Source organism: Streptomyces hokutonensis, from assembly GCF_042751305.1.
In the GTDB taxonomy this organism is placed as follows: Bacteria; Actinomycetota; Actinomycetes; order Streptomycetales; family Streptomycetaceae; genus Streptomyces; species Streptomyces hokutonensis_A.
On the sequence record NZ_JBHYWD010000006.1, the window covers coordinates 261,683 to 285,211 of the forward strand.

The window sequence follows — 23,529 nt, forward strand, 5'->3', positions numbered from 1 at the left end:
CGCTCCTCCCCGGCCGCCCTCCGCACGAGTGCAGCCGCGCGGTACAACGATACGCACGGTGACCGGGATGCGGAGTGATCACGCCATCGTCACCGTCGATATTCGGTTGCCGCCCACGCCCCCACCCCCGACCCTGCTCCTCGTGACCCACCCCACGGACACGGACACCTACTTCATCTGCGCCACCCCCCGAACCGGCAGCTCCCTCCTCCTCGGCCTCCTCGACTCCACCGGGGTCGCCGGGCACCCCCAGGCCTACTTCCGGCCGCCGGACGAGGTGGCGTGGGCCGAGCGCTGGGGAGTGGCCCACACGCCCCAACACGCCCTGGACTACGGCGACTTCGTGCGGGCCGCGCTCGCCGCCGGGCGGACCGGCAACGGGGTCTTCGGGGCCAAGCTCATGTGGGGGACCCACGCCGAACTCACAACTCGGCTCGCCCGCCTGCACCCTGACCTCGCCGGAGACGAACTCCGGCTGTTGGAGCGGGAGTTCGGCCGGGTCCGGTTCGTCTGGCTGCGGCGGGACGACGTACTCGCGCAGGCTGTGTCATGGGTGCGCGCCGAGCAGAGCGGTGTCTGGTTCGTCGGCGGGAAGGGCGAGATCAGCGGAGGAGGGCGCCCCGGCAGCGAACGGCCTTCCTACGACCGCGACGCCGTCACCCGCACCCTGCGGACGATCGAGGAGCACAACGCGGGGTGGGAGCGGTGGTTCGAGGCCCACGGCGTCGAGCCGTACCGCATCCGCTACGAGGACCTCTCCGCCGACCCGGAAGCCGTCACCCTCCGCGTCCTCGATCACCTGGGCCTCACGCTCCCCGCCGGGCGGCACGTCACCCCCAGTCATCAGCGCCAGGCCGACCGCCTCAACGAGGAGTGGGCCGACCGGTACCGGCTGCGGCCCCCCGGCGGCTGATCGGCAGGTGCGGCGGACGAGGTGTCCGAGCCGTCCACGTCGTACTCCCCGCCCAACCCCCACGCCTGATGCATCGCCCCCGCGAACGCCCCCGCGATCCGGTGCTCGCCGGAGGCGTTCGGGTGCGTGCCGTCGTACGTGTCGTGGTTGATGTCGTACGACTCCGGGAGGGAGGCCAGGAGGAGGGGTGAGCGCGGGTCGTCGAGGTCGGCGACCGCCTTGGCCTGGAGTTCGTTGAAGAGGGTGACCTCGGCGGCGAAGGGGGCGTCCGTCTGGGCGCGGACGTTCGGGATGACCGGGAGGAAGACCATGCGGACGGACGGCTTCACGGCGCGGGCCTCCGCCACGAAGGACCGGACGTTCTCCGCCGTCTGGGCCGCGTTCGTGTAGAAGCCCAGGTCGATCAGGCCGAGGGAGACCAGCAGCACGTCCGCCCGGTGCGCGCGGACCGCCTCGCCGATCAGCGGGGCCATGTGCAGCCAGCCCTCACCCCACCCGGCGAGGTGGAAGTGCGGGAAGTCGGGGTCGGCGTACTCGTACGACGTGGGCGTGTCCGTCGCCTTGTCGTACAGCGTCTCGCGCGGGCCGACCACGGCGAAGGGGCCGCCGTAGGTCGCGCGCAGGTGCTGCCAGATCCGGTAGCGCCATGTGTGTTCGCCCGCGCTCCCGATCGTCATGGAGTCGCCTACGGGCATGAACCTGAGCATCCGCTCATGATGGACGATCAGTGGCCGATCACTGGAGCCGGTGGGGTGTGAGGCCTGCCACGATGGCAGGCTTGGGGGCATGCGTCGCTTCCTCGCGTTCCTCGGCGCCGGCTTTCTCGTCGGCGCGCTCGCCCTGCCCGCAGCTGCCGCCGACGGTGACGGCAAGGGCGACAAGGGGTTCACGATCACGGACTCCCGGATCAAGGAGTCGAGCGGGCTGGCCGCCTCCCACCTCCACCCCGGCATCTACTGGACGCACAACGACAGCGACGACGGCCCGTACATCTACGCCGTCGACAGCAGCACCGGCAAGACGGTCGCCACCGTCACCTTCAGCGGCGTCGGCAAGCCGCGTGACGTCGAGGCCATCTCCATCGGGCCGGACAACCAGATCTACGTCGGCGACATCGGCGACAACCTCGACGGGACCTGGGCCTACGTCTGGATCTACAAGCTGCCCGAGCCGAAGGTCCTCAAGGACCAGACGATCAAGGCCACGCAGTACGTCGTGAAGTACTCGGACGGGGCGCGCAACGCCGAGTCGCTGGTCGTGCACCCCAAGACCGGGCGCGTCTACATCATCGACAAGAAGGAGGAAGGCGGACATCTCTTCGAAGGCCCCGCCAAGCTCTCCTCCTCCGGCACCAACTACTTCAAGCCGATCGCCTCAGTCGACCTCTGGGCCACCGACGCCGCCTTCTCCCCCAACGGCCGGCAGCTCGCCGTACGCGGTTACTTCGGCGGTATCTACTACGACTGGAACGGCGGCAGGATCAAGCGCAAGGGGCGCCTCGACGTGCCCTTGCAGGGGCAGGGGGAGTCCGTCAGCTACTCCGCCGACGGGACCAAGCTGATGTACGGCAGCGAGGGCACCGACAGCCCGGTGCAGGCCGAGGACGCGCCCGACGGTGCCACGTCCGCGTCCAAGTCGCCGTCCGGGAGCGGGAGTTCGGCGAGCGGCGGCGACAGCGGTGGCGGCTCGGGGAAGAACCTGAAGGTGGGCGCCGTCGCCGTCGTGGTCGTCTTCGGGGCCGTGATCGGGCTACGGCGGCTGACCCGCCGCAGCTGAGTCGCTGCTGAACTCTCAGTCCCCGCCGCGCTGTTGGACCAGTACCTCAAGTCCGTCCAGGATGCGGCCGAGCCCGAACTCGAAGTGGTCGAAACCGGCGGTGAAGGTGTCGGGGGAGAGGGACGCGAGGGTCGGGTAGGCGCCGGTCGCCATGGCCTTCTCCAGGGCCGGGACCTGGGCGCCGTAGAACTCCGCGTCGGTCAGGCCGGTGGAGCGGGCCGCCTCCTCCTGGTGGACCTGGGTGCGGGCGGCGCCGACCACATAGCCGTCGATCATGACGACCGTCGAGACGAGTTCCGGGTCGGACAGGCCCATCGGGCGGATGCGGCCGAGCAGGTGTTCCAGGGTGGCGAGGGCGCGGGGGCCGAGCAGCGGGCGGGACTGGTTGACGCGCAGCAGCCAGGGGTGGCGGCGGTGGACGGCGAGCGCGTCGCGGGCGGCCGTCTCCAGGGCCGCGCGCCAACCGGCGGCGGTGGGTTGGGTGCCCGGCCGGTCCGGAAAGCGGACCCGGTCCAGCATCAGGTCGAGGAGTTCGGCCTTCCCGGGGACGTAGCGGTACAGGGACATCGCGCCCGTGCCCAGGTCGGTGGCCACGCGCCGCATGGAGACCGCGTCGAGCCCCTCCTCGTCCGCGACGCGGATGGCCGCGTCCACGATCCGGTCGACGCTCAGGCCCGGCTTCGGGCCGCGGCTGGGGCGGGGGCCGGTGTCCCACAGCAGTTCGAGGGTGCGGCCGATGTCACCGCTGCCGCTGGATTCCTGACCGCCGCTCGCCGGCCTGCTCGTCATGGGGGGAGTCTAGGTCCGGAGCGAAAACCGAGTACACCGTACGCAGCATCGGATACGGTGCACTCAGTTCGGGAGGGAGGGAACCATGAGCAGCCACGGATACGTCGTGGAGGCCGAAGGGCTGGAGAAGCGCTACGGCGACAAGCGCGCCCTCGACGGCTTCGACCTCGCCGTCCGCGAGGGCACCGTGCACGGCCTGCTCGGCCCGAACGGCGCCGGCAAGACCACCGCCGTACGCATCCTCTCCACGCTCGTCCGGCTCGACGGCGGCAGCGCGACCGTCGCCGGACTCGACGTGGCCCGCCAGCCGCGCCAGGTGCGTTCGCGCATCGGCCTCACCGGCCAGTACGCGGCGATCGACGAGATCCTCACCGGCCGGCAGAACCTGGAGATGTTCGGCCGGCTCTTCCATCTCGGGCGCAGGCGCGCCAAGTTGAGGGCGACCCAACTCCTGCGCCAGTTCGACCTGGAGGCCGCCGCCGACAAGGGCGCGGGCGGCTACAGCGGTGGCATGCGGCGCCGGCTGGACCTCGCGGCATCGATGATCCTCGCCCCGGCCGTCCTCTTCCTCGACGAACCCACCACCGGCCTCGACCCGCGCAGCCGGGGCGAAGTCTGGGAAGCGGTAAGGGAGTTGGTGGCCGACGGCACCACCGTCCTCCTCACCACCCAGTACCTGGAGGAGGCCGACCGGCTGGCCTCCCGCATCACCGTCATCGACCAGGGCCGGGCCATCGCCGACGACACCCTCGACGGCCTGAAGAACCGCGTCGGCGGCGACCGCGTCGAGGTCGTGGTCCGCGAACCCGCCCACATCCCCTACGCGCTGCAGGCCGTCGCCCGGGTCGCCCACGGCGGCGAACCGGAGGCGGACATCGCGGAGCTGCGCGTCCACGCGCCCGTCGCCGACCGGGTGGGCTCCCTCACCGAAGTCGCCCGTTTCCTCCAGCACTTCGGCATCCCGGTCGAGGACATCGGCCTGCGCCGCCCGAGCCTGGACGACGTGTTCCTACGGCTGACGGGCCGCCGTACGGAAGAGGAACCGGCGCCGGAACCGGAGATCGAGGAGGCGGTGGTATGAGCGGCGGTGTGTCGACGGCGTCCGACGCCACCGGACGGACGTACCGCAGACGGCCGCAGCACGGCCGCCTGTTCTGGACGGTCGCCGACTGCTGGAACGTCGTGCGGCGCGGTCTGACCCACTACCGGCGCCAACCGGTCAGCATCCTCTGGCAGTTGGGCTTCCCGATCCTGTCCGTACTGCTGTACGGGTACGTCTTCGGCAAGGCCATCCAGGTGCCGGGCGGCGGCGACTACAAGGCGTTCCTGATGCCGGGGATGTTCGTGATGACCGTCGCCATGGGGTTCGTCTCCACGGCGACGATCTTCGTGAACGACTCCAAGAAGGGCGTCATCGACCGCTTCCGCTCCATGCCGATGGCGCCGTCCGCGGTGGTCGCGGGCCGGGGCGCGACCGATCTCATCGTGTCCTGCGCGGAGTTGGGCATCATGATGGCCACGGCGTACGGGATGGGGTGGCGCCCGGAGTTCGGCACGGGCCCTCTCTTCGGCTACGGCCTCGGCTTCGTGAAAGCCGTCATCCTCCTCCTCTCCCTGCGCTTCGCGCTCATCTGGGTGGGCGTCTGGCTGGGGTTGCTGCTGCCGGGCCCCGAGCAGGTGGGCGGCCTCTTCGCGATCGTCTTCCCGCTGACGATGATCTCCAGCATCTACGTCTCCCCCCAGCAGATGCCCCACTGGCTCGGCCAGGCCGCCCTCTGGAACCCCCTCTCCTCCACGGCCGGCGCCACCCGGGCCCTCTTCGGCGCCCCGACGGCACGGGGCGCCTCCTGGCCGGAACAGCACGCGCTGCTACTGGCCGGGGCGTGGCCGGCCGCCCTGACGCTGCTGTTCCTGCCGCTGGCGGTACGGAGATTCCGGCGGCTCAGCCGTTAGGTCGTTTCCGCGAAGTCCCGTCTCGAGTCGACCGCGTCGAACGCCGCCCCGTCCCGCTTCGCCCCCGCGCACAGCCAGATGTAGGCGAGGTCGAGCACGCTGCACATGATGCCGAGCCCCAGCAGGAACCCGTCGTGCCGAAGGGCGCCGAAGAGGATCGTGGGTGCGAGTGTGCCGAGCCACTTGGCCACCGCGATCGTCACCGACTGCCCGCGCAGCCCGCGCCGTGCCACGAACACCGCGATGAACAGGGCGGACATCAGCAGGTTCTGGAGAAACGCGGAGTAGCCGGCCCCGTCCTCCGCGCCGAACTTCGCCAGGAACAGCCACTGCACGGCGAACGACATGCCGAACAGCAGCACGCTCAGGCCGCCGAACATCCGTGGTGTGACGAACGACGGGAACTCGGCGCGGCCGTACCGGAAGAACGTGTACACGATCACGGCGTCGGCGATGCCCCACACCAGGTTGATGCCGCCCTGCACGGACGGGTCGAAGGCCAGGTTGTGCACCGCGTACGTCCACTCCCACGCGAAGTTCAGGCCCAGTGCCACGGCCGGAATGGCGTAGGTGCGTTCGCGGAACCCGACTCGGATCGCCTCGACGTACACGATCGTCCAGGCGATGCCGCTCGCGAGGATGAGCGAGATGTCCATCTGCGTCTCCCTGCTGTGGAGCTCCGAGGGGTCGCGCGGACGCTAGCAGCCACGTTTGCCTGTCTGCTACCCGCGCGGCAACGACGTGTTGGTGATGGGGAGTTGCCGCGTCGCCCCCGCCACGTACATGTCCCTCGGCGCCGTGCGGAGCGTGAACGTGTCGTCGTAGCCCTTGACTCGGACCGACAGGACGAAGGAGCCGTTGTACGTGGCGATCGTCTTCACGTCGTACTCCTGCTCCCAGTAGGTCTGCAGGAAGACCTCGGTGCCCGCGGGCTGGACGCCCTTGGGGAGGGTGACCTTGCCCGAGACGGTGAGGATGTCGCCGGACTTCACCTTCTTCTTGCTGACGCGGTAACTGACCGAGCTGGACCGGGCGTTGGCGTTCACCGTGGTGTCCGCGTAGTAGCCGTCCTGCGGGGTGTTGAGGTTGCCGTCCACGTCGTACAGGGCGGTGATGTCCACTCCCTGCTGGACGTTGAGCAGGCTGCTGCCGGTCGTGTGGTCGATGTCGACGCCGGGGATGGTGAACTTCCCGTTCGCGTCGGTGACCGGCGTGCCCAGGTCGCGCGGCTCGTAGTAGGTGGGGTCGATGGGGTCGCCCCACGGGTTCCAGGTGGTGAACTTGACGACTTCCTGGACGGTGACGGGGATGTTGGGCGCGGGCGTGCCGTCGGCCTTGGTGACCGTGCCGGTGACGTCGACGTGGCGGCTGCCGTAGCTGGTGGCGGCCGGGCTGGTGGTCACCTTCAGGACGTAGGCGTCGCCGGGGGACGCGTCCGAGGGCCTCGCGGAGGCGGCGGGCGCGGACAGGGCACCGGCGGCGAGCAGCAGTGCGGCGGTCGCGGCGAGCCGCGTCGGCAGGGACTTCCTTGGCATGGGGCAACTCCAACTTCGGTCGGGAGTACAGGAGTTGCGCCGCGGAGGTGCGACGCAACAGGTTCGACCGGTGGTGCGGGGTGGGAGTTGTTCTCTGTGTCGTCCCTGTTACGCGGCTGTGGCGGTTGGGGCGATTTGCCCCGGTTCTGGGTTCACCTCGATGTCGGGCGCAGTCCGCCCGCCGTCTTCTACGACGACAAAAGGCGCCCCGCAACCAACTCCGCGGGGCGCCCTACGTGTCGTAACCGAGAAGTCAGAGCTTCTCGATCACATAGTCGATGCACTTCGTCAGCGCCTCGACGTCCGCCGGGTCGATCGCCGGGAACATCGCCACGCGGAGCTGGTTGCGGCCGAGCTTGCGGTAGGGCTCGGTGTCGACGATGCCGTTGGCGCGCAGGACCTTGGCGATGGCCGCCGCGTCGATCTCGTCGGCGAAGTCGATGGTGCCGATGACCTGCGAGCGCTTGGTGGCGTCCGCGACGAAGGGGGTCGCGTACTTGGAGCCCTCCGCCCAGCTGTAGAGGCGGCTGGACGAGTCCTTCGTGCGGGCCGTCGACCAGGCCAGGCCGCCCTGGCCGTTGATCCACTCGAGCTGCTCGTTGAGGAGGAACAGGGTGGCCAGGGCCGGGGTGTTGTACGTCTGGTTCTTGCGCGAGTTGTCGATCGCGGTCGGGAGCGAGAAGAACTCCGGGACGTGGCGGCCGGACGCGTGGACGCGCTCCGCGCGCTCGATCGCGGCGGGGGAGAACACGCCGATCCACAGGCCGCCGTCGGAGGCGAAGGACTTCTGCGGGGCGAAGTAGTAGACGTCCGTCTCGGTGATGTCGACCGGGAGGCCGCCCGCGCCCGAGGTGGCGTCCACGAGGACCAGCGCGCCCTCGTCGGCGCCCGCGACGCGCTTGATGGGCGCGGCGACACCCGTCGACGTCTCGTTGTGCGTGAACGCGTACACGTCGACGCCCGCCTCGGCGGCCGGCTCCGGGTGCGTGCCGGGGTCGGACGAGATCACCGTCGGCTCGGCCAGCCACGGGGCCAGCTTGGCCGCCTTGGCGAACTTGGAGCTGAACTCGCCGAACGTCAGGTGCTGGGACTTGTTGTCGATGAGGCCGTGGGTCGCGACGTCCCAGAAGGCCGTCGAGCCGCCGTTGCCGAGGACGACCTCGTAGCCCTCGGGGAGGGAGAACAGCGCGGAGACGCCCTCGCGCACCTTGCCGACCAGGTTCTTGACCGGGGCCTGACGGTGGGAGGTGCCCAGCAGAGACGTACCGGTGGCGGCCAGCGCGTCCAGCGCCTCCGTCCGCACCTTGGAGGGGCCAGCGCCGAACCGTCCGTCGGCGGGCTTGATGTCAGCGGGAATCTCGATATCAGCCACGAGCCGGAGCGTATCCCCTCGGTGAAACCGGACGGAAACGCGTCCGTTCGATGAGACGGCCGGAGAGACGACCCCTCCGGACCCCTCCGGCTCGTGTACGGACGGTGAGCTACGGCGCCAGCCGCACCGGCAGCTCGAAGAGGTCGTTCTGCGTCACCACCGGCTTGTTGCGGAGCTCGGCCGCCGGGACCGCCAGGTCCAGCCGCGGGAAGCGCTCGTAGAGGGCCGGGAGCGCCACGTCCGCCTCCAGCCGGGACAGGGCCGCGCCGGGGCAGACGTGCGGGCCGTGGCCGAAGGAGATGTGCCGGTTCTCGCTGGTGCGGGTGATGTCGAACTCGCCCGCCGTCGGCCCGTGGGCCTGCTCGTCGCGGCCGATCGCGGCGTACGACACGATCAGCGCGTCCCCGGCCGGCAGGACCTTGTCGCCGACCTGGACGTCCTCCGTGGCGAAGCGGATCAGGACGTGCGAGGTGGGCGTGGAGTGGCGCAGGGTCTCCTCGACCACCGAGGACCAGTCGGCCTCGCCGGCCAGCACCAGGGCGCGCTGGACGGGGTGCTTCGACAGGTTGACGACCGCGTTGACGATCAGCGAGATCGTCGTCTCGTGGCCCGCCGCGACCATCAGCTGGAGCGTGGAGACGATCTCCTCGTCGGTGAGGTGGTCGCCGTCCTCGGAGGCCGCGATGAGGGCCGAGGTCAGGTCGTCGCCGGGTTCGGCGCGCTTGGCCGCTACCGTCGCCGCCATGATGCCCGCGAGTTCCGTGAGGGTGGCGATCACCTCGGCCGGCGGGGTCTGCGTCGAGAAGAACTTCTCGAACAGCTCCTTCAGGCGCGGGAGTCGGGACTCCGCTATGCCCATGAGGTCGGCGATGACGTACATGGGCAGCGGGTACGCGAACTCCGCCTTCAGGTCGACGACTTCACCCTCGGCGGCCTCGACTCCGTCGAGCAGCCCCTCCGTCAGCTTCGCGATCCGCTCCCGCATCTGCTCCACCCGGCGCGGGGTGAGCGCCTGCGCGACCAGCGTGCGCATCCTGCGGTGGTCGGCGCCGTCCACGGTCAGCATCGAACGGCCCGGGTTCGCCAGCCCGATCAGCGGCCAGTCCGCGGGGATCTCGCCGCGCTGCCAGGCCCCCCACACGTTGATGTCCTTCACCAGCCGCGGATCCGTGAGCAGCTGTTTCGCCTCCGCGTGATGGGTCACGGCCCATACCGGCACCCCACCGGGGAGTTCTACGGCGGCCAGCGGACCGGCCGCACGAAGCCTGGCGCTCTCGCCGTCCAGGTCGCCGACGAAGGGGTCCAGGACGATACGGGTCTCTTCGGTACCGGTGCTCATACGGGATCGCCTCCAGGGCAGGGCTCATGGCCAACGGGCAAAGGACGGAATTCGGAACTCAGAGCGCGGGTACGGGCGTGAACCGCACCGGCAGCGCGGTCAGTCCCCGCAGCCACGGCGAGGGCCGGCGCGTCAGGGACTCGGCGGGGACCGCCAGGTCGATGTCGGGCAGCCGGTCCAGTACGACCTCGATGCCCGTCCGCGCGATGACCTCGGCGACCTCCTGCGCGGGGAACGGACACCGGTGCTCCCCGTGCCCGAAGGAGAAGTGCGCGTTGTTGCCGCCGGTGAGCGCGGAGCCGTCGGTGCGGACCTGGGGGTCGGAGTTGGCGCCCTGGAGGCCGAGCAGCAGCAGGTCGCCGGTGCGGATGCGGCGGCCGCCGAGCTGGGTGTCGCGGGAGGCCCAGCGCCCGGCCACGTTCTGCGTCGGGGTGTCCTCCCACAGCACCTCGTTCATCGCCTCGGCGACACTGTTGCGGCCACCGAAGAGGGAGGCCGCGAACCGGTCGTCGGTCAGCATCAGCCGCAGCGAGTTGCCGATCCAGTCGGCGGTCGGCTGGTGGCCGGCCGCCATCATCACCATCAGGTCCTGGGCGATCTCCACGTCGTCGAAGCCGGACTTGTGCGCCAGCATCCGCGATACGACGTCATCGGCCGGCTCGTCCTTCCGGTCGGCCAGCAACCGCCCCATGGACGTGGCGAGATGGGTCTGCCCGGCGATCGCGCGATCCCGGCCGTCGATCATGTCGTTGAGCGCGGTCACCAGACCCGGACCCTGCTCGTCCCGGAAGCCGTAGAGCCGGGCCAGCACCCGCACCGGCAGCAGCATCGCGTAGTCGCCGACGAGGTCCGTCTCGCCCTTGGCGCAGATCCCGTCGATCAGCTCGTCCGCGAACTTCTCGGCGTACGACCGCAGTTCGGACGGGTCCACGGCCTCCAGCGCGTCGCTGATCATGCCGACGCGCTCACGGTGCCGTTCGCCGACCGTGTAGAGGATCGACGGCTGCTTGCGGCCGATCATCGGCAGCAGCGGCCAGTCGTCGGGGATGCGTTCCCACTGGCTCCACAGGTCCGAGTCACGGCTGAACAGGACGGGATCGCCGGTGACCTGGTGCAGTTCGCGGTAGCCGAGCACCAGCCAGGCCGGGATGTCGCCGTCCAGCACCACGGGCGTCACCGAGCCGTGCTCGCGCCGCATCTCCCGGTACAGCCGCGCCGGTTCGGTCTGGAACCTGGGTCCACTCAGCGGTACGGGCGCGGTCACAGGGCCAACTCCTGGTGGGGGACGGGGACTTGGAGGCGGGCGGGGCCCTGGGTGCCGTAGGAACTCCTGACGTGCTCGACCAGGGTGATCAGGACCTGCTTCGCGGACGCGCGGGAGCGGGCGTCGCAGTCCAGGAGGGGGACCTGCGGGTCGAGGTCGAGGGCCTCGCGGATCTGGTGCGGGGCGTAGGCGGGGCCGCCGAAGTCGTTGCAGGCCACGACGAAGGGGGTGCCGTGGTGTTCGAGGCGGTCGATGGCGTACCAGGAGTCGCCGATACGGCGGGTGTCGACGAGGACGACCGCGCCGAGCGTTCCGGAGAACAGCCGGTCCCAGAGGAACCAGAACCGTTCCTGGCCGGGGGCGCCGAACAGGTACAGCACATTGCGGGCGTCGAGCGTGATGCGGCCGAAGTCGAAGGCGACGGTCGTCGCGGACTTGCCGCGCACCTCGCTGATGTCGTCGACGGCCTCGCCGGCCTTCGTCATCGTCTCCTCGGTGTTGAGGGGACGTATCTCGCTGACCGAACGGACCAGTGTGGTCTTGCCGACGCCGAAGCCGCCGACGACCACGATCTTCAGGCCGTTGTCGGCGGAGGCACCCAAGGGGGTGCGGGCGTCAGAGGTTGCGGAGTCCAACGAGCACCTGTTCCAGGACGTCGGGATCGGACACGGCCGCCCGCGGATGCCGGGCACTGACCCGGCCGGCCGCGAGAAGGTCGGAGAGGAGGATCTTGGTGATGGACACCGGGAGCTTCAGCTCGGCCGCCAACTCCACCACCGCGGTGGGGTGTTCGGTGAGCCGCAGGATCGCCGCGTGCTCCGACTGCATGCCGGTCACCGGATCGCCCTCGGCGACCACGAGGGTCACCAGGTCGAACGGGTTGTCCGGTGCGGAACGGGTGCGGCCTCCGGTGAGCGTGTAGAGGCGGTCGGGCGAGTCGTCCCTGCCGGGGCGGCTCATGACGTACGGGGTTCCGCGCGCAGGTGCTCGCCGAGCTGTTCGACCAGCTCGCTCATGTTGTGCCCGATCAGACCCGCGTCCGCGTCCTCCGTGGTGACGAGCGCCAGGTGCGCGCCCTCGCCCGCCTCGACGATGAACAGCACCCCGCCGTAGAACTCCGTCATCGCGGAGCGCACACCCCCGCTGCCGTCCCCGAACTCCACCGACGCGCCGTGCGACAGCGACTGGATACCGGCGGCGATCGCGGCGAGCTGGTCGGCCTGGTCGACGGAGAGCTCGGGCGTCCGGCACAGCTTCAGGCCGTCCCGGGACAGCACCAGCGCGTGGCGCGCGCCCGGGGTGCGCTCCAGGAGGCCCTCGATGAGCCAGGTGAGCTTCTCGTCGGCGGTGGTCGTGCCGGTCATGAGGTGGGGTTGCCTTCCGGGTACGGGTGGGTGAGGGACGTGGTGTGTTCGGAGCGCTCGGGCTCCGGCTCCGGCTCCGGCTCCGACTCAGGCTCCGGTACGGGCGCGGGCAGTTCGGACGCCCTCGTGCCGGACTCCCATACGGGCGGCGGCAGTTGCCCGGCCGACTTCGCGCCGGACTCCGGCAGGGGCGGCAGTTGTTCGGTCATGGCGCCGCGTACGGCCTGGCGGAAGCTGTTGAAGCGGGCGGTCCGGGCCAGGGTGTCGTCGGCCGTGGGCGCGGGGTGCGACACGGAGGCCGCGGCCTCCGCACGCGCGCGGGAACGCTCGGCCGCCGCCAGCGCCTGCCCCCGGCGCCGCTTGGGCAGGCCTTCCGGGAGGTCGCCCGGGGCGGTGTCCGGCCGCGACTCGGCCAGGACCTCGGACAGGGCGTCGGACAACACGTCGGACAGGGCGTCGCGGTCCGGTGACTCGTGCGTGGGGACCGGGTCCGGGTCCAGGTCGGAGCCGGCGCGCGCGGAGGCGTACGACACCCGCAGCTGTCCCGGGACGAGCGGTTCCGGTTCGCGCTCCGGCTCCGGAGTCGGCAGGGCGGCCGACGGCTCGGGAAGGGCGACGGCCTCCTGCGGAGCCGCCGGGGTGTCCTGCGGCACCAGGATGTCCTGCGGCACGAGCATCAGGACGCCCGTGCCTCCGCGCGCGGAGGGCCGGTACGACACCTTCAGGCCGTACTTGCGGGCCAGCCGGCCGACGACCGCGAGGCCGAGGCGGGTGCCGGTGAGACCGCCCAGCTCGGCGGAGTCACCGCTCACGGCCCGTTCGGCGCGCCGGAGTTGGATGTCGCCCATGACCAGTCCGCTGTCCTCGACGGACAGGATGACCCCGGCCGGCACCTCCTCGACGTACACATGCACCTCGGCGGTCGGCGGCGAGAAGTTCGCGGCGTTGTCGAGGAGTTCGGCGAGCGCGTGCATCACGCCCTCGGCCGCGTGCCCGGCGACGGCGGCGTCGCTCGCGGAGTGCACCCGCACCCGCTGGTAGCCGCTGATCCGGCCCATCGCGCCGCGCAGGATCGACTCCATGGCGATCGGACGGGCCCAACGACGCCCGGAGCGGGCGCCGGTGAGGACGGCGACGGAGTCGGCGAGACGGCCCGCCTGCGCGGTGCGGTGGTCCAGGTGCAGCAGGTCGGCGAGGACGTCCTCGTCGGAGTGCCGCTCCTCCATCGCGCGCAGGTCGGCGAGCATGCCGGTGGCCAGCGCCTGCATACGGCTGGCCGCGTTGGCGGTCGCGGAGAGCGCGGCGGCGCGCTCGTGGGAGTCCCGGCGGGCCCGCTCGGCCAACTGCTTGTTCTCGGCGGTCAGCCGGGCCCGCTCCAGGGTCGATTCCTCCGTGAGGCGGCTGCGCTCCTCCGCGAAGGACGTGGTGAGCCGCATCCGCTCCTGGGCGAACTCGGAGGTCAACCGGGCGCGTTCCTGCGTGAGTTCGGCGGTCAGCCGGGCCCGCTCGTGGGTCAGCTCCTCGGTCAGCTGAACGCGCTCGCGGTCCAACTCCGTGCTCAGCCGCGCCCGTTCCTGCAGCAGCCGGCCAGCGTCCAGCGTGACGGCCTCCAGCCGGCGGCGGGTGACACGGGCGGTCTGGTAGGCGTGCGCCGCCGCCGCGACGGCCGCGCACAGCAGCAGCGCGCCGGCGCCCGCCGCGCAGGCGACCGCGAGGCGCTGCGAGCGGGGGGCCACCCAGACCGCGCCGGCGACCGCGAGTCCGGCCAGGACGGCGGTGAGCAGCGGGGCGGGGGCGAGGGTGCGGAAGGTGGGTCGTTCGCCGGGAAGCATGGGGGCGGTCATGAAGGGGGTCCTCGGTCGGTCCTCGGGCGTCTTTGGTCGGGGTCCTCTGTCGTCCTCGGTCGTGTCCTCGGGGGGTGCTCGTCGGGTTCCTGGGCGAGAAGCGACACCGGGTGCTCAACTGTCCGTCACTATATGAGAGTTAGTGATCGAACTGGGGAGGTTCTGGATGCGTTTACAGAATCCCTTCATGCTGGGGGCATGGCGGATCTTGAGGCGGAGCTGACGAGGACCGTCCGGGGCGAGGTCGGCTTCGACGTCACGTCCCGGGCGCTGACGACCATGGACGCGTCCAACTACCGACGTGTACCCCTGGGCGTCGTCGCACCCCGTGACGCCGACGACGTGGCGGCGACCCTCGCCGCCTGCCGGGCGCACGGAGTGCCGGTCGTGGCCCGCGGCGGCGGCACCTCCATCGCGGGCCAGGCGACCGGCACCGGCGTCGTCCTCGACTTCACCCGCCACATGAACCGCCTGCTGTCCCTCGACCCCGCCTCCCGCACCGCCGTCGTCCAGCCCGGCCTGGTCCTCGACCGCCTCCAACAGGCCGCCGCCCCGCACCGGTTGCGCTTCGGCCCCGACCCCTCGACCCACAGCCGCTGCACCCTCGGCGGCATGATCGGCAACAACTCCTGCGGCTCCCACTCCGTCGCCTGGGGCACGACGGCGGACAACGTGAGCGAGCTGTCGGTACTCACCGCGCGCGGCGACTCCCTGCGCCTGGGCCAGGACTGGGCGGGCACCCCATCAGGTCTACGCCCCCTCGTGGAGGGCGAGTTGGCCCGCCTGCGCACCGGTTTCCCCGACCTCCCCCGCCGTATCTCGGGCTACGCCCTGGACGCCCTCCTCCCCGAGAAGGGCGCCGACGTAGCCCGCTCCTTCTGCGGCAGCGAGGGCACACTGGGCATCCTCACGGAAGCGGTCGTACGACTCGTCGAGGCACCGCGCGCGCGTGCCCTAGCCGTGCTGGCGTACGCCGACGAGAGCGCGGCGGCGGAGGCGGCGGCGGGTCTGCTGGTCCACGGCCCGCTCACGGTCGAGGGGATGGCCGCCGACCTGGTCCGCTCCACGGCCGACCTCCCCCGGGGCGGCGCCTGGCTGTTCGTGGAGACCGGCGGCGACACGGCGGCCGAGGCACACGCGCGTGCCGAGACGGTCGTCCGCGCGGCCGACGTCGTCGACTCCCTGGTGGTGACGGACCCGGCGGCCCAACGCGCGCTGTGGCGCATCCGCGAGGACGCGAGCGGTACGGCGACGCGCATGCCCGACGGCTCGGAGGCGTGGCCGGGCTGGGAGGACTGCGCGGTACCACCGGCCCAACTGGGCGCGTATCTAAGGGACTTCAGGGCACTTCTCGGGACATACGACCTACGCGGCACGCCCTACGGCCACTTCGGGGACGGCTGCATCCACGTCCGCATCGACTTCGACCTGCTGACGCAGCCGGGCGTCGCCCGCTTCCGCCGCTTCTCCGAGGACCTGGCCGACCTGGTGGTGGCCCACGGCGGCTCCCTCTCCGGCGAACACGGCGACGGCCAGGCCCGCGCGGAGTTGCTGCCGAAGATGTACGGCGACGCGATGGTGACCCTCTTCGAGCGCGCGAAGGGGGTATGGGACCCGGACGACCTCCTCAACCCCGGAATGCTGGTGAGGCCCGCCCCGCTGGACACGAACCTCCGCTTCGCGGTGCTCCCGCGTGAGCCAGTGGACGTCGTCTTCGGCTACCCGTCCGACGGCGGCGACTTCTCGGCGGCGGTACGGCGCTGCGTCGGGGTGGCCAAGTGCCGTACGACGGAGGTGTCCGGCCCCTCCGTGATGTGCCCGTCGTTCCGCGCGACCGGCGAGGAGGCGCACTCCACGCGCGGGCGGGCCCGGCTGCTGCACGAGATGCTCGCGGGCGAACTGGTCACCGACGGCTGGCGCTCGACCGAGGTCCGCGACGCGCTGGACCTGTGCCTGTCCTGCAAGGGCTGCCGCACGGACTGCCCGGTCGGGGTCGACATGGCCACGTACAAGGCGGAGTTCCTGCACCACCACTACGAGGGGCGACGCCGGCCCGCGTCCCACTACGCGATGGGGTGGCTGCCGCGCTGGCTGCGACTGGTGGCGCGGACGCGCAGCGCGTGGCTGGTCAACTCGCTTGCCGCGGTGGGGCCGTTGGCGTGGCTGGCGAAGCGGCTGGGCGGGATCTCGGGGGAGCGGGAGATCCCTCGGGTGGCGGGAGTGCCGTTCACGCGGGCGTGGCGGCGGAAGGTCATGGCGGAGTCACGGCGGAACACGCACGACGGAGTGGAGTACGTGGAGACGCCCTCCCGGGGCCATGCCTACCTGTGGCCGGACACCTTCACGGAGCACCTCTCACCGTCCGTCGGCCACGCGGCCGTTCGGGTACTGGAGGCGGCGGGACTGGGTGTGCTCCCCGTCCTGCCGGCGATGGCGGGTAAGCCCGTCTGCTGCGGACTGACGTATGTGTCGACGGGCCAACTGGACCGCGCCCGCGAGGTCATGCGCACCACCCTGGACGGAATGGGCGTGCTGGTGGACGGCGAGGGCGCTCCACCCGTGGTGGTCCTGGAGCCGAGCTGCGCGGCGGCCCTCCGCACCGACCTCCCCGAACTCCTCCCCGACGACCCCCGTGCGGCCCGCCTCGCCGCGTCGGTCCTCACCTTCGCCGAGGCACTGGAACGCCTCGCCCCCGACTGGACCCCGCCCCGCGTCGACCGCCCCGCGGTCGGCCAGACCCACTGCCACCAGCACGCGGTACTCGGCGACACCGCCGACCGCCGCCTGCGCGCGGCGGCCGGTCTCACGGGTGAACTGGTCGGCGGCTGCTGCGGTTTGGCGGGCAACTTCGGCTTCGAGAACGATCACTACGAGGTGTCGGTGAAGTGCGCGGAGGAACAACTGCTCCCTGCCGTACGGGAGGCACGGGACGGCACGGTGGTCCTGGCGGACGGCTTCTCGTGCCGTACGCAGCTGGAGCAGCTGGCCGGGGTGCGGGGCAGACACCTGGCGGAGGTCCTGGCGGAAGCACTGGAGGCAGAAGCACAGTGATGGACGAACTCGAACTCGCCCGGGTCGCGGTTCTCTCCGACATCCACGGCGTGCTCCCCGCCCTGGAAGCGGTCCTCGCCGAACCGGAGGTGGCCGCCGCCGACCGCATCGTCCTCACCGGCGACATCACGGCCGGCCCCCAACCGGCCGAAGCAGTAGACCTGTTGCGCGCACAGGGCGACCGAGTGCTGTGGATCGCGGGCAACGCGGACCGCGAACTGGTCGAGTACCGCAGAGGCGAACGCACCGAAATCCCCGACCCGATCGCCCCCCACGCCGCAAGGGCCCTCCGCCCCGACCAGATCGACTTCCTCGCCACCCTCCCCAAAACCCTGACCCTCCCCGTCCGAGGCCTCGGCAAGGTCCTCTTCTGCCACGCAACTCCCCGGGACGACGAGGAAGTCGTCCTGGTCGACTCCCGCCCGTCCCGCTGGGCGGAGGTCCTGTCCGACCTCGCCGAAGACATCCGCACAGTGGTCTGCGGCCACACCCACATGCCGTACGTCCGCCTCGCCCACGGCCGCCTGATCGTCAACCCCGGCAGCGTAGGCATGCCCTACGGCCGCACCGGCGCCCACTGGTGCCTCCTCGGCCCCGGCACAGACCTCCGCGTCACGCCGTACGACATCCCGACCGCGATCACCCGCCTCGTCCACGAGTCCGCCTACCCGGAGATCGCCGACTGGGCGGACTACTTCCTCAACGCACGGGCGTCGGACACGGAGGCGCTGGAGACGTTCGGACCGAGGGACGGGCGATGACGGTTGACGATCGCTAGCCGGCCGGCGGGCGCGAGCGCCGGCCTCTCCGCTCCGCCAGGTAGCTGATCGGGGCCACGACCAGCAGCACCAGCGCCATGGCGACCCCGCTGAAGAGCCAACTGACCGGAGTGCCCTTGACTCTTTCCACACCCCAGAAGGCCACCGTCATCGCGCCCCAGCGGACGGAGAGGCGGGCAAGGGTCCGTCCTGGCCCGCCGGTGCGTGGACGGTGCACGAACGGCCGGGCGGCGGCGTCGTAGCCGACGCGCTCGTAGTGCAGTTGACTCAGGCGCTCCAACCGCAGGAGCAGTGCGAAGAACAGCGTCATCCCAGCGCCCAGCAAGACCGCCTGCAAGAAACGCGTCCCGTCGGTGAACGCCCCGAAGGTCGAGCCACCCAGCGCCGCGAGCGGCACGGCCAGCACACCCCCGGAAAGCAGCGGGCGGCTGGTGACGCGAACCGCGACGGGCGCCGGAGGCCGGTACCTCGCGCCCATCCAGAGAGACCGATCGGCTTTCAGGGCTGCCGTCAGCAGCAGCATCTCCGCCTTCCGCAGCATCCGTTTCATAGCCCCCCGCACATCGACGACGCCCGAACCACACAGTGGACCATCGACAGCGCGGCAAGGTTGCCGTCGCTCCGAAGCGGGCTCCAATCTCCGTCTCCAGCCATATGCAGGTGCCGTCGTGGGGAGTTGGTCGGGGTCGGGCTGGTGTTGAGGTCGCCGACCGGCTGCGCCGTGCGGGCTGGCAGCAGACGGAGCCGGGGGCGGAGGACGGGTTCGCGGCCGGGCAGCCGCGGTACGTGTTCCAAGTGCCGATCGCGGGACGGACGTTGGACGACATCCACCGGCCTCAACCAGCAGTGGCGCCGCAACATCAAGAAGGCCGAGAAGGCCACGATGCTGACCGTCGGCCGGCACGTTAGCCCAATCAACTGCTGGGGCCCCTGAACCCACTGCTGCACAAGCCGCTGGACCTCTGCATGGCGCGCCGCTGAGGGGCTTTTCTGAGGGCGGAAGCACAGGTTCGTTAAGGCTGCTCTCAGGTTTATTAGAGAACTCTCAGGTTCGCGGACCTCGCTCAGGATTCACAAAGGTATTCACAGGGCCTGCTTGCCGTTCGCTTGCCGACTTTGCTGCTTCTTGGCGTCGGGGGCGTGTAAGTTTCTTGGTGTCGGGAATTCCCCGGGCGGTAAAACGCTCGACTTTGACGCACAAAATCCTCTGCACAACCTAGGAGTTCGGAATGGGCCTCAACAAGCTCGCCCCGCTGCCCAAGCCCAAGAAGCAGCAGCTGCCGCCCCCGCCGCCCCCGAAGCCCCGCAAGAAGCACGAGCCGAAGCCCCTGCCGAAGCCGCTGCCCGGCCAGGACAGCTGATCCGGCAGTAGGAGGAGGGCCGACCCACGCAGTCGGCCCTCTTTTCTTTCCTGAATTCGAAAATCCAGAGAATTCTGATGACGGAAAGTGGAGGGCGTTGTGGACATGGATGTGGAAGAGGAAGACCTCGAATATGAGGACGACGAAACTCCTGCCATTCCCGCCCGCACGGCTTTCCGCCGTTTCTGGCCGCTCACGGTGGGCCTCAGACGCTGGCTGATCCTCGTCTGGGTGTGCACGGTCGTCGCCGCACTCGCCGAGACCGAGTCGATCCTCCTCTTCAGCGACCTCACCGACCGCGCCCTGGCGAAGGGATCGCTCGCCGCGTTCTGGAGCCCGGCCGCCAAATGGCTGGGCGTCGCGCTCGTCGGCGCGGTCGTCGCCTACGCAGGCAACTCCCTCGCCGCCTGGGCCACCGAACGCTTCGTGATGAGACTGCGCGAGCATGTCTTCGACCACGTACAACAGTTGCCCCCGCACTTCTTCCAACGGCACCGCCAGGGCGACCTGTTGTCCCGCCTCACCAGTGACGTCGAGGCGATCGAGACACTTGTGGTCTCCGGCGTCGTAGGCACCGCCTCGGCCGTCTTCTCCGCCCTCTTCTACGCCGCCGCCGCGTTCTGGCTGCGCTGGGACCTCGCCGCGGCCACCTTCGTCCTCGCCCCGCTCTTCTGGCTGGCCGCCCGCCGCTTCTCCGGCTCCATCAAGGACGTCTCGCGCGCGGGCCGCGTCGCCGACGGCGCGATCACCTCCGTCGTCGAGGAGTCCCTCGGCAACATCGTCCTCACCCAGGCCTACGGCCGCCGCGACGCGGAACGCCGGCGCCTGAACGAGGAGGCGAGCGCCTGGTTCCGCGCCTCCGTCCGCTCGACCCGCCTCAACGAGGCCTACGAGCAACTCGTCAGCGTCATCGAGACCGTGTGCGTGCTCGCCGTCATCGGTATCGGCGCCTGGGAGATCTCCACCGGCCGCATGACCCTCGGCCAACTCCTCGCCTTCTCCGCCTTCTTGGGCTACCTCTACCCGCCCGTCCGCGGCCTGGCCCAACTCGGCCTCACCATCACCGCCGCCACCGCCGGCGCCGAGCGCCTGATCGAGATCCTCGACGTACGACCGTCCGTCGCCGACCCCAGCCACGGCACCGAGTTCGGCCGCCCCGACGGCACGGTCGAACTCCGCGACATCTCCTTCAGCTACCCCGGCGCGGACCGCCCCGCCCTGGAAGGCCTCTCCTTCACCGTCAACCCCGGCGAACTGGTGATCGTCACCGGCCCCAGCGGCGCCGGCAAGTCCACGGTCTCCAAAATGCTGCTCCGCTTCTACGACCCCGACGCCGGCGAAGTCCTCCTCGACGGCGTCCCGCTGCGCGACCTCCCGCTCGCCCGCCTGCGCGAGTACGTCACCCTGCTCCCGCAGGAGACCCTCGTCCTGCACGACACCGTCCGCGCGAACATCGCCTGCGGCCGCCCCGGCGCCAGCGAACAGGCGATCATGGACGCGGCCATCGCCGCCGACGCCCACGAGTTCATCCTCCGCCTCCCCGACGGCTACGACACGAAGGTCGACCCCAACTCGGCCCGCCTGTCCGGCGGTCAGCTCCAACGGCTGGCGATCGCCCGCGCGATCCTCCGCGACGCCCCGGTCCTCGTCCTCGACGAACCGACGACCGGGCTGGACTCGATGGCCGCCCGCCGGGTCGTGAAGCCGCTACGGCGACTGATGGCCGGCCGTACGACGATCATGATCACCCACGACCTCAACCTCGCCCCCGACGCCGACCGGATCCTGGTCGTCGACCTGGGCCGGATCGTCGAGACGGGGCGGCACGACGAACTGATGGCGCGGGGTGGGGCGTACTCGCGGCTGCACCGTTCGCAGAACAACGCGGTAATGGACACCGGGGAGCTGCGGTTGCCGCTGTTCGCCGAGGCGGGGGTGGCGGCGGGGGTTCAGTACGTTGCCGCGCCTCCGGTCTTCGTGGAGAGCTGGGCGCCGCAGCCACAACAAGTGCCTCAGGCACAGCAAGTACAACAAGTGCAGCAGATGTATCAACCTGCGTACGTCGAGGCCGAGTACGCCTCCGACCCGCTCTTCGGGCCCCTGCCCTCCACCCTCCCCGACGGTCGTCCGCTGTTCCGCGACGAGGTTCCCTGGAGCGGCATCTGAGTCACTGATCATCCGGCGGGCCGGCTCCAGGACAGTTGCATAAAGGGTTCTCACACCTGACTCGGTCCATTACTATGGACTGAGCAGTGCACCGTGATGAACGAATCCAAGCTGATCCCCTGGAAGCGCCGTGAGCATCCCCAGTACGTCTACGACCGCCCCCGTGGCGGCGAGCCCGACCCCGGTTGCCGCCCCCCGTCGGTTCGGTCCGGTGGGCCTCGTGCTGGCCGGGGGGATCTCGGTCCAGTTCGGTGGGGCGCTGGCGGTGACGATGATTCCCCGGGCCGGATCGCTGGGTGTGGTGACCCTCCGCCTCCTGGTGGCGGCGGTGGTTCTGCTCGTGGTCTGCCGCCCGAGTCTGCGGGGGCACTCGCGCACCGACTGGGGCACGGTCGTCGTCTTCGGTCTCACCATGGCCGCGATGAACGGGCTCTTCTACCAGTCACTGGCCCGCATCCCGCTGGGACCGGCGGTGACCCTGGAGGTACTGGGCCCACTCGCCCTGTCTGTGCTGACTTCCCGGCGCGCGCTGAACGCTGTGTGGGCGGGACTCGCCCTGGCCGGTGTGTTCCTGCTCGGCGGGGGAGGCTTCAGCGGCCTGGACCCTGTAGGTGTGGCCTTCGCGCTGGGCGCCGGAGCCATGTGGGCGACGTACATCGTTTTCAGTGCACGTACGGGTCGACGCTTTCCGCAGGCCGACGGGCTGGCGCTGGCGATGGTCGTGGCGGCGGTGGCGTTTCTGCCGCTCGGTCTTGTGGAGTCGGGTACGAGGCTGCTGAACCCCGTGACCATCGCGCTCGGGTCGGCGGTGGCGGTTCTCTCCTCCGTTCTTCCCTACACGCTCGAACTACTGGCGTTGCGACGGCTGCCTGCTTCTACTTTCGCCATCCTGATGAGCCTGGAGCCTGCCATTGCTGCGACGGCGGGTTTCCTGATCCTTCACCAGGCGCTGTCTGTCACTGAAGCACTGGCCATTGGGTTGGTTATCGGGGCGAGCATGGGGGCTGTGCGGACTCAGGTGGGGCGGGGGAGGGCTAGGCGGGAGGCGGCTCGGGAGGGTGCTGGGGTTGGTCCTCAGGCGTAGGTTGCTGTTGGGCCACTCGCTTCTTTGCCAGTGTCGGGCTTCCGCGGACCGAGTAAAGGGCGCTCCCTGCGGTCGCGTCGGCTCCGCCGATTCCGCTGCGCTCCACCCTTGACTCGCTCCGCTCCAGCCCGTCTGAGAAGCGAGCGAGCGGCCCGGAGGAATGGGGGGCCCAGGTCTGCTACCCCTTCACGTGGGCTGCGTACGCACCCGGTGTTGCGGGGCGCGTCCGCGTCTCGCCCGCACGCCGGGCCGGCTCGGCGGCCAACCGCGAGTGGAGGGACCCCCTTGGGAGCGGGCGGGGCCCGGGGGGTCTCCAGAAGCTGTGCACCAGACTAACCAGTCTCACCCCTCATGACTGGTTAGAAAAGACCACAGCTTCCAGAGGGGTGGTGGGTCGGGGCGGCGCACGAGCATGCGGCCCCATAGGGCTCATGGGCCCTATGGGCTCATGGGGCTCATGAGGAAGACGATGGTCAGGGAGAGGGGCAGAAGCGGGCCGCCACCCCAACCCGCCGCCCGCCGGGTCCGTCCCGGGATCCCGCCCACCCTCCTGGCTGCCCCCATCAGCCCATCACCACCACCCACCAGGCACCACTCGCCACGCACCGACGACCATCCACCACCCGCCACCCGCCCCCCACCAGCGGTTGGACGCTGAACCGGCCCGGCGCGCCGCCGAGACGCGGACGCGCCCCCAACACCGGCCGACTACGCAGCCGACGTGAAGGGTGGGCATACCTCGGCCCCCCATTCCTCCCGGCCACTCGCTCGCTTCTCGAACGGGCTGCAGCGGACCTAGTCAAGGGTGGCCCGCAGGGCCATCGCCGCAGGCGACGCGGAGCGAAGCGCAGCGCCCTTTACTCGGTCCGCGGAAGCCCGACACTGACAAGAAGCGAGTGGCCCAACAGCACCCTCACAACACACGCAAGCACCCCCCCC

Annotated in this window: 21 protein-coding genes and 1 pseudogene; 10 read left to right on the top strand and 12 right to left on the bottom strand. The window is 70.6% G+C overall.

Annotated features, from left to right (window positions below):
- Positions 1 to 67: 67 nt before the first annotated feature.
- The gene (locus tag ACFXC1_RS18745; protein ID WP_381244000.1) at positions 68 to 913 is read left to right on the top strand and encodes a Stf0 family sulfotransferase; all 846 of its coding nucleotides are present in this window, start codon (positions 68 to 70) and stop codon (positions 911 to 913) included.
- On the opposite strand, the gene ACFXC1_RS18750 is transcribed toward ACFXC1_RS18745, so the two are convergent.
- The gene (locus ACFXC1_RS18750) at positions 844 to 1,620 is read right to left on the bottom strand and encodes an SGNH/GDSL hydrolase family protein (RefSeq protein ID WP_381244001.1); all 777 of its coding nucleotides are present in this window, start codon (positions 1,618 to 1,620) and stop codon (positions 844 to 846) included. The two genes, ACFXC1_RS18745 and ACFXC1_RS18750, sit on opposite strands and share 70 nt — an antisense overlap.
- Before the next feature lie 79 nt (positions 1,621 to 1,699).
- Between ACFXC1_RS18750 and ACFXC1_RS18755 the strand changes: the two genes are divergently transcribed.
- A complete protein-coding gene (locus ACFXC1_RS18755; RefSeq protein ID WP_381244002.1) occupies positions 1,700 to 2,689 on the top strand; it encodes a WD40 repeat domain-containing protein in 990 nt (329 codons plus the stop codon).
- 15 nt (positions 2,690 to 2,704) lie between these two features.
- Here the strand turns inward: ACFXC1_RS18755 and ACFXC1_RS18760 are convergent, their stop codons facing one another.
- On the bottom strand, positions 2,705 to 3,478 hold the full coding sequence (locus ACFXC1_RS18760; RefSeq protein ID WP_381244004.1) for a TetR/AcrR family transcriptional regulator: 774 nt from the start codon (positions 3,476 to 3,478) through the stop codon (positions 2,705 to 2,707).
- 85 nt (positions 3,479 to 3,563) lie between these two features.
- On the opposite strand from ACFXC1_RS18760, the gene ACFXC1_RS18765 reads away from it, so the two are divergent.
- Positions 3,564 to 4,559 carry an ATP-binding cassette domain-containing protein gene (locus tag ACFXC1_RS18765; protein ID WP_381244006.1) on the top strand — a complete coding sequence of 332 codons (996 nt, stop codon included), beginning with the start codon at positions 3,564 to 3,566 and terminating at the stop codon, positions 4,557 to 4,559.
- Positions 4,556 to 5,431, top strand: coding sequence for an ABC transporter permease (locus ACFXC1_RS18770; protein ID WP_381244008.1), 876 nt, complete (start codon positions 4,556 to 4,558; stop codon positions 5,429 to 5,431). The genes ACFXC1_RS18765 and ACFXC1_RS18770 overlap by 4 nt, the downstream gene beginning before the upstream one ends.
- On the opposite strand, the gene ACFXC1_RS18775 is transcribed toward ACFXC1_RS18770, so the two are convergent.
- The 9 genes from ACFXC1_RS18775 to ACFXC1_RS18815 all read right to left on the bottom strand — a co-directional run bounded on the left by ACFXC1_RS18775 (position 5,428) and on the right by ACFXC1_RS18815 (position 14,149).
- Positions 5,428 to 6,087 carry a transmembrane-type terpene cyclase gene (locus ACFXC1_RS18775; protein ID WP_381244010.1) on the bottom strand — a complete coding sequence of 220 codons (660 nt, stop codon included), beginning with the start codon at positions 6,085 to 6,087 and terminating at the stop codon, positions 5,428 to 5,430. The genes ACFXC1_RS18770 and ACFXC1_RS18775 overlap by 4 nt on opposite strands.
- A gap of 66 nt (positions 6,088 to 6,153) precedes the next feature.
- The gene (locus ACFXC1_RS18780; protein WP_381244012.1) at positions 6,154 to 6,966 is read right to left on the bottom strand and encodes an acyl carrier protein; all 813 of its coding nucleotides are present in this window, start codon (positions 6,964 to 6,966) and stop codon (positions 6,154 to 6,156) included.
- Positions 6,967 to 7,219: 253 nt separating this feature from the next.
- Complete coding sequence (serC, locus tag ACFXC1_RS18785) at positions 7,220 to 8,338, bottom strand: phosphoserine transaminase (RefSeq protein ID WP_381244013.1); 1,119 nt, start codon at positions 8,336 to 8,338, stop codon at positions 7,220 to 7,222.
- 109 nt (positions 8,339 to 8,447) lie between these two features.
- Complete coding sequence (locus ACFXC1_RS18790; RefSeq protein WP_381244015.1) at positions 8,448 to 9,677, bottom strand: cytochrome P450 family protein; 1,230 nt, start codon at positions 9,675 to 9,677, stop codon at positions 8,448 to 8,450.
- 58 nt (positions 9,678 to 9,735) lie between these two features.
- Positions 9,736 to 10,941, bottom strand: a complete 1,206-nt coding sequence (locus ACFXC1_RS18795; protein ID WP_381244017.1) for a cytochrome P450 — start codon at positions 10,939 to 10,941, stop codon at positions 9,736 to 9,738.
- On the bottom strand, positions 10,938 to 11,576 hold the full coding sequence (locus ACFXC1_RS18800; RefSeq protein ID WP_381244019.1) for a GTP-binding protein: 639 nt from the start codon (positions 11,574 to 11,576) through the stop codon (positions 10,938 to 10,940). The genes ACFXC1_RS18795 and ACFXC1_RS18800 overlap by 4 nt, the downstream gene beginning before the upstream one ends.
- Positions 11,557 to 11,901 carry a DUF742 domain-containing protein gene (locus ACFXC1_RS18805; RefSeq protein WP_381244021.1) on the bottom strand — a complete coding sequence of 115 codons (345 nt, stop codon included), beginning with the start codon at positions 11,899 to 11,901 and terminating at the stop codon, positions 11,557 to 11,559. The genes ACFXC1_RS18800 and ACFXC1_RS18805 overlap by 20 nt, the downstream gene beginning before the upstream one ends.
- Positions 11,898 to 12,305, bottom strand: a complete 408-nt coding sequence (locus ACFXC1_RS18810) for a roadblock/LC7 domain-containing protein (protein WP_266771250.1) — start codon at positions 12,303 to 12,305, stop codon at positions 11,898 to 11,900. Before ACFXC1_RS18810 ends, ACFXC1_RS18805 begins: the two co-directional genes overlap by 4 nt.
- A complete protein-coding gene (locus ACFXC1_RS18815) occupies positions 12,302 to 14,149 on the bottom strand; it encodes an ATP-binding protein (protein WP_381244022.1) in 1,848 nt (615 codons plus the stop codon). Before ACFXC1_RS18815 ends, ACFXC1_RS18810 begins: the two co-directional genes overlap by 4 nt.
- A 198-nt stretch (positions 14,150 to 14,347) precedes the next feature.
- Here ACFXC1_RS18815 and ACFXC1_RS18820 point away from each other — a divergent pair, with 198 nt between their 5' ends.
- Both ACFXC1_RS18820 and ACFXC1_RS18825 read left to right on the top strand, forming a co-directional pair.
- Positions 14,348 to 17,200, top strand: a complete 2,853-nt coding sequence (locus ACFXC1_RS18820) for an FAD-binding and (Fe-S)-binding domain-containing protein (protein WP_381244024.1) — start codon at positions 14,348 to 14,350, stop codon at positions 17,198 to 17,200.
- Positions 17,200 to 17,961 carry a metallophosphoesterase family protein gene (locus tag ACFXC1_RS18825; protein WP_381244026.1) on the top strand — a complete coding sequence of 254 codons (762 nt, stop codon included), beginning with the start codon at positions 17,200 to 17,202 and terminating at the stop codon, positions 17,959 to 17,961. The genes ACFXC1_RS18820 and ACFXC1_RS18825 overlap by 1 nt, the downstream gene beginning before the upstream one ends.
- Positions 17,962 to 17,974: 13 nt before the next feature.
- Here ACFXC1_RS18825 and ACFXC1_RS18830 read toward each other — a convergent pair whose 3' ends face one another.
- Complete coding sequence (locus ACFXC1_RS18830) at positions 17,975 to 18,502, bottom strand: hypothetical protein (protein WP_381244028.1); 528 nt, start codon at positions 18,500 to 18,502, stop codon at positions 17,975 to 17,977.
- Positions 18,503 to 18,678: 176 nt separating this feature from the next.
- Between ACFXC1_RS18830 and ACFXC1_RS18835 the strand changes: the two are divergent.
- The 4 genes and pseudogenes from ACFXC1_RS18835 to ACFXC1_RS18850 all read left to right on the top strand — a co-directional run.
- Positions 18,679 to 18,874, top strand: a pseudogene (locus ACFXC1_RS18835) (peptidoglycan bridge formation protein FemAB); the annotation flags it as partial.
- A gap of 334 nt (positions 18,875 to 19,208) precedes the next feature.
- On the top strand, positions 19,209 to 19,340 hold the full coding sequence (locus ACFXC1_RS18840) for a hypothetical protein (RefSeq protein ID WP_019072556.1): 132 nt from the start codon (positions 19,209 to 19,211) through the stop codon (positions 19,338 to 19,340).
- A gap of 105 nt (positions 19,341 to 19,445) precedes the next feature.
- Positions 19,446 to 21,506 carry an ABC transporter ATP-binding protein gene (locus ACFXC1_RS18845; protein WP_381244030.1) on the top strand — a complete coding sequence of 687 codons (2,061 nt, stop codon included), beginning with the start codon at positions 19,446 to 19,448 and terminating at the stop codon, positions 21,504 to 21,506.
- A gap of 130 nt (positions 21,507 to 21,636) precedes the next feature.
- A complete protein-coding gene (locus ACFXC1_RS18850; protein WP_381244033.1) occupies positions 21,637 to 22,590 on the top strand; it encodes an EamA family transporter in 954 nt (317 codons plus the stop codon).
- The last annotated feature ends 939 nt before the right edge of the window (positions 22,591 to 23,529 follow it).